This is a genomic window from Streptosporangium sp. NPDC051023, assembly GCF_040689595.1.
GTDB lineage: Bacteria > Actinomycetota > Actinomycetes > Streptosporangiales > Streptosporangiaceae > Streptosporangium.
This window is the reverse complement of the sequence record NZ_JBFBCE010000105.1, coordinates 19,075-32,291: the sequence shown is the minus strand read 5'-3', so window position 1 is coordinate 32,291 and position 13,217 is coordinate 19,075. Positions and strand designations below refer to the sequence as shown.

Annotated in this window: 17 protein-coding genes; 10 read left to right on the top strand and 7 right to left on the bottom strand. The window is 68.6% G+C overall.

From position 1 onward, the window contains the following. Nucleotides 1-158: 158 nt before the first annotated feature. Complete coding sequence (locus AB0395_RS41725) at nucleotides 159-851, bottom strand: DALR anticodon-binding domain-containing protein (RefSeq protein ID WP_366291805.1); 693 nt, start codon at nucleotides 849-851, stop codon at nucleotides 159-161. A 179-nt stretch (nucleotides 852-1,030) separates the two neighbouring features. On the opposite strand from AB0395_RS41725, the gene AB0395_RS41720 reads away from it, so the two are divergent. The 4 genes from AB0395_RS41720 (at nucleotide 1,031) to AB0395_RS41705 (ending at nucleotide 3,691) form a co-directional block, all read left to right on the top strand. Further along, nucleotides 1,031-1,579 (top strand): sigma-70 family RNA polymerase sigma factor, encoded by a 549-nt coding sequence (locus AB0395_RS41720; protein ID WP_366291802.1) that lies wholly within the window; start codon nucleotides 1,031-1,033, stop codon nucleotides 1,577-1,579. Next, the gene (locus AB0395_RS41715; protein ID WP_366291799.1) at nucleotides 1,576-2,523 is read left to right on the top strand and encodes a hypothetical protein; all 948 of its coding nucleotides are present in this window, start codon (nucleotides 1,576-1,578) and stop codon (nucleotides 2,521-2,523) included. The genes AB0395_RS41720 and AB0395_RS41715 overlap by 4 nt, the downstream gene beginning before the upstream one ends. A gap of 203 nt (nucleotides 2,524-2,726) precedes the next feature. Further along, a complete protein-coding gene (locus AB0395_RS41710; RefSeq protein WP_366291796.1) occupies nucleotides 2,727-2,912 on the top strand; it encodes a hypothetical protein in 186 nt (61 codons plus the stop codon). Between the two features lie 80 nt (nucleotides 2,913-2,992). After that, entirely contained in the window at nucleotides 2,993-3,691 is a 699-nt protein-coding gene (locus AB0395_RS41705) for a DUF4386 domain-containing protein (protein ID WP_366291793.1), read from the top strand. A 174-nt stretch (nucleotides 3,692-3,865) separates the two neighbouring features. Here the strand turns inward: AB0395_RS41705 and AB0395_RS41700 are convergent, their stop codons facing one another. After that, nucleotides 3,866-4,210, bottom strand: a complete 345-nt coding sequence (locus tag AB0395_RS41700; RefSeq protein WP_366291790.1) for a hypothetical protein — start codon at nucleotides 4,208-4,210, stop codon at nucleotides 3,866-3,868. Continuing rightward, entirely contained in the window at nucleotides 4,207-4,383 is a 177-nt protein-coding gene (locus tag AB0395_RS41695) for a hypothetical protein (RefSeq protein WP_366291787.1), read from the bottom strand. Before AB0395_RS41695 ends, AB0395_RS41700 begins: the two co-directional genes overlap by 4 nt. A 326-nt stretch (nucleotides 4,384-4,709) precedes the next feature. On the opposite strand from AB0395_RS41695, the gene AB0395_RS41690 reads away from it, so the two are divergent. Then, a complete protein-coding gene (locus tag AB0395_RS41690; RefSeq protein WP_366291784.1) occupies nucleotides 4,710-5,459 on the top strand; it encodes a GntR family transcriptional regulator in 750 nt (249 codons plus the stop codon). A gap of 10 nt (nucleotides 5,460-5,469) precedes the next feature. After that, nucleotides 5,470-5,895 carry an NUDIX domain-containing protein gene (locus AB0395_RS41685; RefSeq protein ID WP_366291781.1) on the top strand — a complete coding sequence of 142 codons (426 nt, stop codon included), beginning with the start codon at nucleotides 5,470-5,472 and terminating at the stop codon, nucleotides 5,893-5,895. Between the two features lie 216 nt (nucleotides 5,896-6,111). On the opposite strand, the gene AB0395_RS41680 is transcribed toward AB0395_RS41685, so the two are convergent. Further along, a complete protein-coding gene (locus tag AB0395_RS41680) occupies nucleotides 6,112-7,572 on the bottom strand; it encodes a hypothetical protein (protein WP_366291778.1) in 1,461 nt (486 codons plus the stop codon). An 85-nt stretch (nucleotides 7,573-7,657) separates the two neighbouring features. Here AB0395_RS41680 and AB0395_RS41675 point away from each other — a divergent pair, with 85 nt between their 5' ends. Both AB0395_RS41675 and AB0395_RS41670 read left to right on the top strand, forming a co-directional pair. After that, entirely contained in the window at nucleotides 7,658-8,821 is a 1,164-nt protein-coding gene (locus AB0395_RS41675) for an ATP-binding protein (RefSeq protein WP_366291775.1), read from the top strand. Beyond that, entirely contained in the window at nucleotides 8,818-9,474 is a 657-nt protein-coding gene (locus tag AB0395_RS41670; RefSeq protein ID WP_366291772.1) for a response regulator transcription factor, read from the top strand. The genes AB0395_RS41675 and AB0395_RS41670 overlap by 4 nt, the downstream gene beginning before the upstream one ends. A 149-nt stretch (nucleotides 9,475-9,623) precedes the next feature. Here AB0395_RS41670 and AB0395_RS41665 read toward each other — a convergent pair whose 3' ends face one another. Next, nucleotides 9,624-10,094, bottom strand: a complete 471-nt coding sequence (locus AB0395_RS41665) for a nuclear transport factor 2 family protein (RefSeq protein WP_366291769.1) — start codon at nucleotides 10,092-10,094, stop codon at nucleotides 9,624-9,626. A 123-nt stretch (nucleotides 10,095-10,217) separates the two neighbouring features. On the opposite strand from AB0395_RS41665, the gene AB0395_RS41660 reads away from it, so the two are divergent. Then, entirely contained in the window at nucleotides 10,218-10,814 is a 597-nt protein-coding gene (locus AB0395_RS41660) for a TetR family transcriptional regulator (protein ID WP_366291766.1), read from the top strand. Nucleotides 10,815-10,973: 159 nt separating this feature from the next. On the opposite strand, the gene AB0395_RS41655 is transcribed toward AB0395_RS41660, so the two are convergent. After that, nucleotides 10,974-11,129, bottom strand: coding sequence for a hypothetical protein (locus AB0395_RS41655; protein WP_366291763.1), 156 nt, complete (start codon nucleotides 11,127-11,129; stop codon nucleotides 10,974-10,976). Nucleotides 11,130-11,410: 281 nt separating this feature from the next. Then, nucleotides 11,411-12,118, bottom strand: coding sequence for an alpha/beta hydrolase (locus tag AB0395_RS41650; RefSeq protein ID WP_366291760.1), 708 nt, complete (start codon nucleotides 12,116-12,118; stop codon nucleotides 11,411-11,413). Nucleotides 12,119-12,199: 81 nt separating this feature from the next. On the opposite strand from AB0395_RS41650, the gene AB0395_RS41645 reads away from it, so the two are divergent. Beyond that, a complete protein-coding gene (locus AB0395_RS41645; protein ID WP_366291757.1) occupies nucleotides 12,200-13,147 on the top strand; it encodes a YafY family protein in 948 nt (315 codons plus the stop codon). Nucleotides 13,148-13,217: the final 70 nt, after the last annotated feature.

Here is a 13,217-nt window from a genome sequence, read left to right as displayed (position 1 = left end):
CGAAGTAGATCGCGCCAACGACGAGAACGAAGGCACAGAGATACGCCATCGCCCGCCGAACGGCACCGAACCGCGGCGATCCACCCTTCGTCCGGTCCTGCGGGTTGTCCACCCGCCCTCCCCTGACTTGTTTTCGATCTTCCGGGCTACCGGATTTATCACAATCTGTCAGGCGCCGTCTCGCCGATCGCCGACAGTGCCTCGGCGAGCACGTCCCGTACGGCCCGCGCCAGCCGTACCCGGGCGGTGTGCAGCGCCGTCGGCTCCTCGTCCCCCATGGGCAGCGCGGGGGCACGTTCGAAGGCATCGTGGTAGGCGAGGGCGAGCTGCTCGGCGTAGGCGGCCCAGCCGGGGTCGCGGCTCTCGCGCCTGCCGTACAGCTCGGCCAGCACCCTGAGCACCGCCCTGTCCTGCCGCCCGTCGAGCAGCTCCGGCCTGAACTCCCCGCCGACGCCCAGCTCGGCCGCCCAGCGCTGTACGGCGACCGCCCTGACGCAGGCGTATCTGACGACGAACCCCGGGTTCTGCCACGTCCTGGGGGAGTCAGGCCACGGCGACACGGCCCTCGTGTCCCTGACGGGAGGAAAGGCCTCGGCGCCCCGGACGGGAGGGGAGGCGGCCCCGATCTCGGTCAGCAGCTCCCCAGGGACGGCCACCACGATCTCCAGGAAACCGCTGGGCCGTACCCGCACATCGGCGATCCCCGGCAGCACACGTACCCGTGCCGCCAGTTCCTCCGGCGCCTCCCGCCTGCGCAGCGCGGCCGGAGAGACATACAGCGCCTCCTCCTCCCACGTCCCCTGGGGAGCAGGTGGCATACCGAGGACCTCACCGAGCCGACCGGGCGTCATGCCCGGCAGCCTAGGCTCTCCTCCCCCGGCCCTCGCCCCCTCCTCCGGGAGACCGGGCCTCGGGCGTGCCCCGGAATGTCGAAATCCTTTCGCGGCCGGTCGTAATGATGGGCCCGCTCCATACATAGGAGGGACGTTCGCGTTTCACCGACCCAAGGAGCCGCTCATGGGAACCGCCCGTGGATGACGAACGGCTGGCCAGATTCGAAGCCGTCTACCGGGAGACCTATGGCCAGATCACCGCATATGCCGTACGCCGCTGCGACTCGCCACAGGACGCCGCGGACGTGGTTGCGGAGACCTTCACCGTCGCCTGGCGGCGGATGGACGAGTTGCCGCCGGGAGAAGAGGCCACACTGTGGCTCTACGGCGTGGCACGCAACGTGCTGGCCAACCACAACCGCTTCGAGGGGCGCCGCAAGGCCCGCAGCGCCGAGCTCGATGTGAGGATGGCCGACCTCTACACGGACTCCCCGGAAAGCGGGGTCGAACGGGAGGCGATCGCCCTGGCCTTCCGGTCCCTGCCCGACAACGACCGTGAACTGCTGTCGCTGGTCGCCTGGGAGGGCCTGGACCACCAGGAGATCGCCACGGCGCTCGGCATGTCCCGCAACCTCGTACGGGTCAGGCTCCACCGCGCCCGCAAACGCTTCTCCCGCGCGCTGACCGAGGCAGGAGTCCATTCGATGCCGAGAAAGCGGCCCGCACCAGTGGAGGAAACACTGTGAACGCCCCCGACGAGATCGACGCGATGACAAGGACTCTGGCCCGGGTCGAGCCCGGGCAGCCGGGAGGCCATCCGTCCGACGCGGAGGCACAGGCGCTGCTGACCCTGATCACGGCCGAGGACCCCGCCGCCGCCGCGCCGCGCCCTGCCCGTCCCCGCGGTCTCCGGCGTCTCCTGCTGGGCGTGGCCGCAACGGCCACACTCGCCATCGGCGTCGTGGTGGGCCCGAGCCTGCTGGGGGGCGGGCCCGGCATGGCCACCTCCTACGCCAGCCTGGAGATCGACATCCAGCGTGTGGGCGACGAGTACGTCGCCCGGATCAAGGACCCCTACGCCGACCACGAGAGGTACCACGAGGGGTTCCAGGCGCTCGGCCTGGACGTGGACGTGCGCGTCGTCCCCGTGGCACCGAGCAAGGTGGGCCAGGAGGTGACGGGCGTCGAGGGCGGCACCCGCGCCTCCGGGAAGAGCTGGACCTCCGCCTCCGGCATGGAGGATGGCGCGGGAAAGTCGTGCAGGGCGGGGCGGAAGGACTGCTATCTGGTCCTCCGCATTCCGGCCGACCTCACCGGAAAGGCATATCTCCGGCTGGGACGCCAGGCCAAACCCGGAGAGCACTATGACGAGGACGGACAGCAGACGGCCACCGTCAAGGGAGGCCTGCTCGCCGGGTACCGGGTGGACGAGAAGACCGTGGGCGAGGTGCTGCCGGAGATCGCAAGGCGCGGCCTGAAGATCACCTACCTGATCATGACCGTCGCCCCCGGGAACCCGGGTGGCTTCGGCACGGACCCGGAAAGGCAGAGCACCCCCGTCGGCAAGGACTGGATCGTCTGGGAGGCGGAGGAGGTCGCCTCGGACACGGTCCGCCTGCTGGTCACCGACAGGCGCTACGACAGGAACCCCGTCTACGGGGGCCCGCGCGACAAGGTCATCACCGACTGACGCTCCGTGGTGCTCGGCCCGGGCGACACAGGGGCTGCCCGGGCCGAGCACCACGGAGTTCTCAGACCCCGGATCCCGCCCGGTGGGCGCGTCTGAGGACGATCAGCGCGACCGCACACACCAGGTGAAGTATAGAAATCTTGACATGATGTCTGCCCTGTTTTACCTTCCTTCATGTCGGCTATTTTTTACATGGAGGCGACATGTCGTACGAGGAAAAGGGCATGCGGGTCCACCTTCCGGTGATCCTCGGCACCTCTGGCGCGTACGTCGCCGTCGTTCTCGGACGCGCATGGGGCGTCCCCCTCGCCGAGATGGCCTTCCAGATCGCCCGCGTGTTCAGGACACAGCTCCACGACGTCTTCCGGTATCCCGACACCGAGCACTGACCCCACGCCGACGACCCCAGGGCCGGGAGGAGACATTCCCCCGCGGCCTTCCACAGCACGCCCGAAATCAGGGAGAGACCATGGGTTCACCCAAGCGCGTGGCCAGACTTGCCGGAATCCTCTACCTCATCGTCGCCCTCTGCGGAGGCTTCGCCCAGATGTATGTCCGCGCCACCATCCGCGTGCCGGGCGACGCCGCCGCCACCGCCGGAAACATCGTGGCGCACGCGTCTCTCTTCCGGCTCGGCTTCGTGGCCGACCTGGTCACCGCCACCTGTTCCGTCCTCGTGGCGATGACGCTCTACCGGCTCTTCAAGCACGTCAACAAGGACGCCGCAGCCGCGATGGTGGTCTTCATGGCCATCGGCACGGGGATGATCCTGGTCAACCTGATCTTCCACTTCGCCGCGCTGCTGGTCGCCACCGACCCCTCCTACGCCACCGCCGGGTCTGACGCCCTGGTCCTGCTCCTGGTGGACATGCACTGGTACGGGTACGTGATCGGCGGGATCATGTTCGGCCTGTGGCTGCTGCCGATGGGGTACCTCGCCTACACCTCGGGCATGTTCCCCCGTGCCCTGGGCGTCGTGCTGATGGTCGCGTGCTTCGGCTACCTGATCGACACCCTGACGAGATTCCTCCTGCCAAGCCTCGGGGAGACCCTCTCCACGATCCTCACCATGCCGGCCGCCGTGGCCGAACTCTGGATGGTCGGGTATCTGCTCGTGGTCGGCGTGCGAACGCCCGCGACGGCACGCCCCGCGCCGGTCACCGCGTGACCCCGCGCCCTCACGGGATGCGGCCGCGCAGACGTCCCGCGCTCAATCCGGCCGGGCGTTCTCCGGGTTTTCGTCTGATCGGTGTGCGGCCCAGACCCCTCCTCCCGGGCCGCACGTTGGGTGGTACGGCGACGCACGCCGGGGAAGGGCGCCGCCGTACCGGCTTGGGGATCGTCAGAGGGTGACCGGCTCGCGCGGAGCGGGCACGACGGCCTGTCTCTGACGATCCAGGACTGCGGGGAACAGGTCGGCGGAGGCATGGACGGCCTGTTCCTCACACATCCGCTTCTCCAGTCCCTCGGGGGTGGAGTCGCGGAGAATCAGGGGTTCGGGAGCGGGCCAGGCGGCGAAGGCGTAGAAGTGCCTGCTGCCCACGCCGTACAGCACAGCCCAACCGGGATGGGAACGTTCCAGGCGTTCGGCCTCGGCACGCGCGGGGCCGTCCCAGAGGCGCTGGTAGACCGGGATGCGTTCCTGTCCGGCGCGGTGCCGCCCGGGGTTTCGCGGCTGCCCGATCACGAGGCCACCCGCCCGACGACCCGCCTCGCCGCCTCCTCCTGCCGGGCCACCTCGGCGAGCAACTCGTCGAGGGTGTCGGCGTCCACGGTGCGCTCGGCCCCGGCCTGGATCTGGTCGTCGGTGAAGGGCGCCGCCCGCGAGGCCCATAGCCTTCCCTGATCACTGACGATCACTCGCCAGCCGGGAGGCACCGGTTCCGGAGGGCCAGCTTTAGAATCTCTCACTAGGTCAGGACCTCATTCCTGATCAAGGACCCGTCCAGACGGTGCAAGCGCTGGGCGGGTCCGCCACGAAGTGGCACACGAGCTCAGTTCTCAGAGAAGACCTGGGCGTCCTGTCGACGAAGCCTTCGACACTCCACTCAGCTCAACTCGACGGCCAGAGCTTAACACATATGTCATAAGAAGCTAGAGGGTTCTCTCAAGCCCATCGGAGAAGGCCACCCAAGCAGGACAAGTAGGGTAGGGGAGAAGTCATAAGTCGAGGCAGAGGCCATGATGTGATCGTGGAGACCCCGCGAGCCCGCTACCGTCAGGTGGCAGATGAGCTTCGCAAAGAGATCAGGCTGGGAAAATATCCCGCAGGCACTCTGCTGCCGAGCCAGCCCGAACTCGCTCGCAAGTACGGGCTGAATCAAACCTCGATCAACCGAGCCATCGCTCTCCTCCGCGCCGAAGGTCTCGTGCGAGTCGAGCACGGAGTCGGAGCTTTCGTACAAGAGATTCCCACCGTCAAACGGGTGCGACGCATCCCACGAAGCGACGGATCGGGAAGCAGCTTCGCCGAGGAGGTGCAGAAGGTCGGGCTCAAACCGCACGCTCCGCTGGTTGGATTGGATATCGTCCCGGCCCCGGCGATGGTTGCGGAAAGGCTTGGGCTAGCGGAAAACGATCCGGTCGTGAGGCGCAGGCGTCACATGTTCGTAGGCGAACGTCCCGTCCAACTGGCCATCTCCTATATTCCTTTGGAGATCGCGGGAGGTGAAGAGATCGCTCTTCCCGATACTGGACCGAGCGGCCTCTACCGGCGTCTTGGCGACCGCGGGTATCCGATCGAACGCTTCGTCGAAGAGATCGAGGCCCGCCACCCGACAGAGGAGGAAGCCGAGTTCCTCCGCCTTACGGACGCACAACACGTTCTTGAAGTCGTTCGCATCGCCTACGCAGCGAACAATGTGGCAGCCGAGACTGTCACCAACGTCCTCCCAAGCCAGCAATGGCGCCTGTCCTACGAGTGGACCGCTTCCTAGGAGGCCCCTGATGCCGCACTTTCCGCGTCACTCCGTGAGTGTGACGGCGGCGGTGTTCAACGAGGACGGCAGAGCGCTCGCGATCAAGCGACGGGACGACGGACGTTGGGTGCCTCCGGGAGGGATCGTCGAGCTCGACGAGACTCCTGAGGAGGCCGTGGTGCGAGAGGTGCTGGAGGAGACCGGTGTGCTGGTCAAGCCGGAAATCCTGACCGGTGTCTACAAGAACATGGTCCTGGGGGTCGTGTCGCTGGTGTTCCGCTGCCATGTGATCGGCGGTGATCCGGGTCCCAGCGACGAGGCAGCGGAATCCGCCTGGCTGACGATCGGCGAGGTACGCGACCGGATGCCGGAGGCGCGAGGGATCCGGGTGCTCGACGCGCTTCGCGCGGACGGCCCGTTCGTACGGGTTCACGACGGCACGAATCTGATCTGAGCCTGTCGCCCCGTCTCGGCGCCAGGTCGCATCCTTCATTGGGTGGGCACCGGAGCCTCAGCGAAGCGCGTGCACCACGGGTGGGCTGGAAGCGGCCCACCCGGCGCAGCTGGCCGACATCGGCCCCTTCATCTTCAGCCGCTGCAGCGATGCCGTACGGCCCCTGCTCGCGGACCGGCCGCGTCCGCCCATATGGAGCCGCCCTGCTCCGGCCCGTCAAAGGCGCTTCGCGGCCTGCCACACGACCGTCAGTGTGTACGCGCACAGTACGGCGAAGCCTGCCCAGCCGGGGAGCGGGAAGTATCCGGTGGACGGCGCGTAATGGGCGACCACCTGTGGATACTCGACCGCCGTCTGCTGGACGGCGAAGCCCGCGGCCGGGGTGAGCCGCAGCAGCCACTGCGACACGGCGTCGGGCAGGAGCGGGAAGGCGGTCACCGCGTAGGGCACGGCGACGAGCGTCAGGGCGAGGAGGACCGCCGCCCAGCCGCGCCGCAGCAGGGCGCCGAGCCCGTACGACAGGACGGCGCAGAGCGCGAGCACCGCCGCGATCCCGACGACGACCCGGACACCGGTCAGCGGGGAGACCGGCTGCACGGGGACGCCGTTACCGCTCAGGATCGCGACGCCGACCGGCAGGACCACGCCGACGGCGGCGAGCCCGGTCACGAAGGTCGCGGTGCCGACCACCACGGCGCGGGCGGTCAGAGCCTGGCGGGACACCGGCGGGTGCGCCCTGGCGCCGAATCGGGCGGCCAGGACGACGACGATGATCAGCATGATCACCAGGCCGGGCAACGTCTTCTCGACGGTGATCGCGACCTCGCTTCCGCTCGGGCCGATGTCGCCGCTCCCGCTCACGGTGATGACACCGTTCTTCTCGACCGCGCCGGAGGCGTTGTGGTACTTCTCCCAGTCGGTGTGGTTCATCTCGCCGACGGCCTCGCTGCGCCACGCGGCGGCGGACGCGCCCTCCACGGTGACATGGTCGAAGACGCCTGTGGCCTGCGTGAAGCGGCTCTCCTCGACCGCTCCGCCGAGCCCGACCCTCCGTAGCGTGAGGTCGCCGGGAGACGTGGCGAACAGCCCGACCTGCACGGTCTCTGGCAGACCGGTCAGTTTCACCGTCCCGACGGTGTGCCAGCGCAGGCCGTCGGCCGACTCGGAACCGGTGATGGTTTCGCCGGACCGTGCCAGGCGCAGCCAGCGCGGGGATCGCGGGGAGAGGCCGCCCGCGCTTCCCGCGATGTCGTGCCGGTAGTCGTGCTGCATTCGCACGCCGTGGCCGCCGGTCATCATGAGCGCCGCGTAGGAGGAGCCCTGCCGGACACCGTCCTTGATGATGACCCCGGCCTTCGCCCAGGGCACCAGGCCGGAGACGATCTGGTCGTGGTCGGGCGGGGGGTAGGTGATCGTGCCGGTCATCGAGGTCATCCGTACGGTGATGGCGCCTTCCCGGCCAAGCTCACGGTGCAGCAACCAGAACTGGTCGCCGACGATCGAGCCGTCCGCCGCGGTCGGGTCCCTCGGGCAGGGCCCGTCGCAGGACACCTGATTGCCGAAGGCGTAGAGGAGGCCGGCGGCGATCACGGTGAGGACCGCCGTCGTCAGGGCGATCAACCGGCCGGGGCGGCGGAAGGCCGTCCATTCCCGGTGGAGGAGTTCTCGGGTGAGCATGCCGCCGTTCTACGGGCGCGGGCCTAACACGACCCGAACCGGGCCTGTCACCCCGTTGTTAGGTCCGGCCGGGCATGCTGAGGGCATGTTCGGGCTGCGCAACGGAACCGTGGGACTCCGATTCACGATCTTGTACGCCGGAGTGTTCCTCCTGTCCGGGGTCGGGCTGCTGGCTCTCACCTTCCTGCTCGCCAGTGAGGCGAGAGTCAGCGTCCCCGCCGACCGGCAGGCGCCGACCGGCGACAGCGTGGCCGAGGCGTCCCAGCGCATTCGCCACCTGCAGGAGCAGCTGACCGAGGTGAACGCCCTGCACTCCCGGCAGCTGCTGATCGGCTCCCTGCTCGCGCTGGCGGTAATGGCGGTCGTCTCCGTGCTGGTCGGCCGGGTGCTCGCCCGTCGGGTGCTGCGCCCGCTGCGGACGATCACCGCGGCGACCCGGCGCATCTCCGCCGACAGCCTGGACCGGCGGCTGGGCGTCAGCGGCCCGGCGGACGAGGTCAAGGATCTGGCCGACACCATCGATGGCCTGCTGGGGCGGCTGGAGACGTCGTTCGCCGCCCAGCGCCGGTTCGTCGCCAACGCCTCGCACGAGCTGCGGACCCCGTTGGCGACCATGCGGGCGTCGGTGGACGTCGCGGTGGCCAAGCCCGGCGTGACCCGGCAGACGCTCGCTCTCGGCGACCGGCTGCGTACGCAGCTGGACCGGGTGGACGAGCTGCTCGACGGCTTCCTCACGCTGGCCCGGGCACAGCACGGTGTGCCGGCCGACGCCGCCGACGTCGATGTGGACGACCTGGTCGCGCGGGCGTTGACCGGCCACGGCACCGAGATCGCGGCGAAGCGGCTGAGCGTGACCGAGGACCTGCGGGCAGGCGTGCGCGCCCGGGGCGACGCCGCCCTGCTTTCCCGGATGGTGGAGAACGTGGTCGACAACGCCGTGGCGCACAACGAGGAGGACGGCTGGATCCAGGTCGAGACCTCCCTGGAGGACACCGAGGTCCGGCTCGTCGTGCGGACCGGCGGACGCGTCCTCGACCAGCGGGACGTGGACCGGCTCGCGCGGCCCTTCGAACGGCTCGGCGCGGATCGCATCGGGTCGGAGAACGGCTCCGGCCTCGGGCTGTCCATCGTGGCGGCGATCGCGGCGGCTCACGGCGGGCGGCTCGAACTGCTCGCCAGGGCGCAGGGCGGCCTGCGGGTCTCGATCACGCTGCCGTCCGTCCCGGTCCCGGCTGAGGCGCGGGCATGAGAATCCTGGTCGTCGAAGACGCGCGGCCGCTCGCCGAGGTCGTCGCCGAGGGCCTGCGCGATCAGGGGATGGCCGTCGACCTCACGCACGACGGGCTGTCCGCCGCCGCCAAGCTCGACCTCACGTCGTACGACGTGGTGGTCCTGGACCGCGATCTGCCCGGCCTGCACGGCGACACGCTGTGCCAGATGATCACCGAACGGCCGGACCGCCCGATGGTGCTGATGCTGACCGCGGCCGGGACACCCGACGACCGCGTCAGCGGCCTGACCCTCGGAGCGGACGACTATCTCGCCAAGCCGTTCCACTTCCCTGAGCTGGTCCTGCGTATCCAAGCCCTGGCCCGCCGCCGGCCGAACGCGCACCCGCGGACCTTACGCGCCGCCGGGATCGAGCTGGACCCGGTACGCCGGACCGTGGTGCGCGACGGCCGTCAGCTGAACCTCTCCGTCAAGGAATTCGCCCTGCTGCAGGCGCTGATGCGGGCGAGTCCCGGCTTCCTCAGCGCGGAGGCCCTGCTGGAGCGGGTCTGGGACGAGAACGCGGACCCGTTCACCAACACGGTCACCGTGACGATCGGGCGGCTACGCCGCAAGCTCGGCGAACCACCGGTCATCACGACGACACCCGGCGTGGGGTACCGGCTCACCTGAGCCTTGCCGGGCGCGGAGCCACTGGCACTGGCGTCCTATGCGCCAACCCGGCGATCATTTCCGGTCACAGCACCAGGTGTGTGCAATGGTCCACGGATGATTCCCAGCGGCGGCGTTCCGGTTCGCTCCGGAGACCTGGCCTCCGCCTCTCACGCAAGCGTTCGAGCGCGAGACTGCATGGAGCGAATAACGGCGACGTCGATGCCGATCTGCTCGGCGAATGCCCCGGTGTCCCAATATGAGCGCACCCGCGTGATCAGGCCTTCACGGTTGAAGGAGAAGAACGCGGCCATGTCCAGCCTGTACGGTCGACCACGCGTTGGGCCGGTGACAGGGGCGCCGGCCAACGCCGGCGGGACAGTGAGGGTGCCGGTCTCGACGAACTCGCATGCGACCGTTTCGCCCTCGACCATGGTCCTGACCACCTCATCGTGGATGTCAGGGGTGACCTTGCCGAAGAGCATCGACCACACTGGCCGGATATTCTCCTTGCCCTGGATCGGCTCTGGGGTAGTGGGGAACTGGATGATCACGTCGTCCGACATGAACGCGAGAACGGCATCCACATCGTGGCTGTTGTATGCCTCCCAGTAGTGATTTATGACGTCTTCGAGGCTCATAGCTGTCTTCCTCCTGCTTGGTCGTGTGCGGGCGATCGCCGCATGCAGACATTAGTGACAGATGTGCCATTATGGCAACCCTGCCATTTGGCAGATCTGTCGGGCTGCGCTATGGTCTCGACCGTGACAGCCCGTGATGCCGAGTCCAACCTGCGAGAGCGCCGAAAACGGCGTACTCAAAACGCGATCATCGACGCGGCCCTGCAGCTGTTCGAGGAGAAGGGGTACGACGCCGTATCGGTGGAGGAGATCGCAGCGGCGGCCGACGTATCGCCGCGGACCTTCTACCGCTACTTTCCCGCCAAAGAAGACGTTCTCGTGGTCGACCCTGAGGTGGAGACCGCGATGCGGGCGGCCCTCGCCGAGCGCCGCCCTCACGAAACAGACGTGGACCTCGTGGCGCGGTCGATGATCACTGCACTGGCTGCCCGCCGCCCCGAACGCGCACGCGGCGCATATCACCTGCTCGACGCCACACCGGCACTTCAAGCTCGTATGCACCAGTTGGTGTGGCGCGACCAGGAGCACGTTGTCGAAGTCCTGCTGACCGGAGCGCCTCGGACTCCCGAGGCCGAGCTCCGCGCGCGTGTCATCACCCACGCCGTCACCGGGACGATCCGCGTGGCGGTTGTCGCCTGGATTCAGTCCGGCCAGCGCAGCACCGTCGTCGCACATTGCGAACAAGCTCTGACGTTCTTGCGTGAAGAGTTTGCTTACTGACGGGGTGTTTCCGGAAGGAGCGTGACAATCACGAAGCAACTGTGGAGTCGCGAAGTACGACGGGAAAGTCACCCATTTTCACGCCGTAGCGGCGTCACAGAGGATACGGGCGACTGTTTTGCACGCGGCGGCCGATCTGGGCCCGCAGTAGATCGCCGCCTACGCCGGGTGGACGCCCCCGCTCACCCCGTCCAGGAGTTGCTCCTGGCCGAGCTCGCCGCCCCCTCGGGGAGCGCACCATGCGCGGATCGAGCAGCAGGCCGCGCTCGATCCGCCGCCGTACGCCGTGAGCTTCCGGCGTGCCTGCCATCTCATGAATCCCGGTAACCCCGTGCACCACGTGCAGCGGCGGGAAGGCTGCCCGGCCAGCGGACGCCGCCACCGTGCCGAAGGCGCCCTCGGCCAGCCAGTCCAGTAATTCCCTGCGATCGAAAGCGCTCACGATTCCCCGCTGGATCACCCTGATGACTTTGGTATCTCAGGCTCGACATCATCACGTGTTTCCATCAAGGAGCGACGATCACGTCCAAGACAAAGCGCTCACACTGGCTGCGGCGTATCCGGTCAGCGTGGATCTGGCGCTCGGCAACGGGTCGTCAGAGCAACGCGGCGAGATCCGCCGGTCGCGAGAACATCGGCCAGTGGCCGGTCGGCAGCTCGGCAAAGGTCCATTCGGGTGTGCCGAGCGGGGCGAACGCCGGGTTCCCCGAAGCGATCAGCTCGCGGATCACCGCCACCGGCATCGTCGAGGCGACCATGGTCTTCGGTGTCGCCGGGATCTGCTGTGGCCGCTGAATCGACTGGATGACCGCGCCCCACGGCTGTGGCGTCGCCTTCGTGCGAATCTGCGCCCAATGCTCCTCGGTCAGTCCCGCGAACTGCCCCTCCCCCTGCTCGAAGAAGGGCATGTCGAGCGCACAACCGTCCCCGACCTGAGCGCGCCAGGCCTTCTGGGTGTCCTCGTCATTGAAGTCGATCACCGCCACACCGGACGGCAGCGGCGCGGTGTCGACGTAGACGATCCGGCTGAGCCGCTCGGGATGCCGGTCGGCGACCGCGGTCACCGGGACATTCGCCCCGCTGTGCCCGACCAGGACAACCTCCTCCAATCCGTCCATCGCCGCGAGGATGTCGGCGACATGGGTCTCCACGCCGACCTCCGGCGACAGCTCCCCGGCCCTCTCCGCCAGCCCCGTCAGAGTGACCGCCCGCACCTGGTGTCCGGCGGCGCGCAGCTTCTGCGCCACCTGGTCCCAAGCCCAGGCGCCGAGCCAGAAGCCGGGAACCAGCACGTAGTTCGCCATCTCATAGTCCTTCCAGTGAGCCGATGTCGCTACGCTAAAGCCAATAGCGGACAGAATCCGCCCGGATTAAGTGGGTGACCTGTGTCATATCCGGCGACCCGGATGCTGGCGATGCTCGAACTGCTCCAGGCGCACCACGGGCTGGGCGGCCGCGACCTGGCGCGGAGGCTCGGGGTGGACGAGCGGACCGTCCGGCGTTACGCCGCCCGGCTCGCCGAACTGGGTATCCCGGTCGCCGCCGAGCGCGGCCGCTACGGCGGCTACCAGCTGATGCCCGGCTACAAGCTGCCGCCGCTGATGCTCACCGACGACGAGGCCACCGCCGTGGTTCTCGGCCTGCTCGCCGGACGCCGCCTGGGCCTTGCCGCCGAGGCGACCGAAGCCGCCCTGGCCAAGATCCGGCGGGTGCTGCCGGCCACACTGCGAGAACAGGTCGGCGCACTGGAGGAGACCTTGGACTTCACTCTCGCCGAACGTGCGGCGCCAACGCCCGCGAGCCGGGCCGTGCTGACCCTGGCCGCCGCGATCCGCGACCGCCGCCGGGTCACCCTGCGCCACCGCTCCTGGAGCGGCTCCCAGACCGAACGCGAACTGGACGGCCACGGCCTGGTCTTCCACTCCGGCCGCTGGTACGTGACCGGCCACGACCACCGGTCCGGCGAGATCCGCACCTTCCGCGTCGACCGAATCTCCTCCGTCGTCCCGGGGACGGCTTCCTATGAGATCCCCGAGGAGTCCGACCCGGTGCGGCAGGTCACCGCCTCGCTGGCCCAGGTACCGTACGCGCACGTTGTCGAGGTCGTTCTGCACGTTCCCCTGGCCGAGGCGGCCCGCCGCATCCCGCCGTCGGTGGCCACACTCAGCGACACACCGGACGGAGTCCTCCTGCGGACGCGTGCCGAGTCCCTGGACGGTATGGCCGCCATGCTCGCCGGGCTCGGCTTCCCGTTCACGATCTTGTCACCGCAGGAACTGCGCACCGCCGTCCGGCGCCTGGCCCAGCGCCTGCTGGAACATACGCCGGAATGAACACTCCCGGCGACCGGCCGCCGGGAGCCCACCGTACGGATGATGATGATCCGCCTCGGCGCGGAAACGC

What these genes read in the sequence shown, in the direction of transcription:
- AB0395_RS41725 (WP_366291805.1), bottom strand. Translation starts at nt 851, where the DNA reads ATGACGCCCGGTCGGCTCGGTGAGGTCCTCGGTATGCCACCTGCTCCC.
- AB0395_RS41710 (WP_366291796.1), top strand. Translation starts at nt 2,727, where the DNA reads ATGTCGTACGAGGAAAAGGGCATGCGGGTCCACCTTCCGGTGATCCTC.
- AB0395_RS41705 (WP_366291793.1), top strand. Translation starts at nt 2,993, where the DNA reads ATGGGTTCACCCAAGCGCGTGGCCAGACTTGCCGGAATCCTCTACCTC.
- AB0395_RS41685 (WP_366291781.1), top strand. Translation starts at nt 5,470, where the DNA reads ATGCCGCACTTTCCGCGTCACTCCGTGAGTGTGACGGCGGCGGTGTTC.
- AB0395_RS41680 (WP_366291778.1), bottom strand. Translation starts at nt 7,572, where the DNA reads ATGCTCACCCGAGAACTCCTCCACCGGGAATGGACGGCCTTCCGCCGC.
- AB0395_RS41675 (WP_366291775.1), top strand. Translation starts at nt 7,658, where the DNA reads ATGTTCGGGCTGCGCAACGGAACCGTGGGACTCCGATTCACGATCTTG.
- AB0395_RS41670 (WP_366291772.1), top strand. Translation starts at nt 8,818, where the DNA reads ATGAGAATCCTGGTCGTCGAAGACGCGCGGCCGCTCGCCGAGGTCGTC.
- AB0395_RS41665 (WP_366291769.1), bottom strand. Translation starts at nt 10,094, where the DNA reads ATGAGCCTCGAAGACGTCATAAATCACTACTGGGAGGCATACAACAGC.
- AB0395_RS41655 (WP_366291763.1), bottom strand. Translation starts at nt 11,129, where the DNA reads ATGAGATGGCAGGCACGCCGGAAGCTCACGGCGTACGGCGGCGGATCG.
- AB0395_RS41650 (WP_366291760.1), bottom strand. Translation starts at nt 12,118, where the DNA reads ATGGCGAACTACGTGCTGGTTCCCGGCTTCTGGCTCGGCGCCTGGGCT.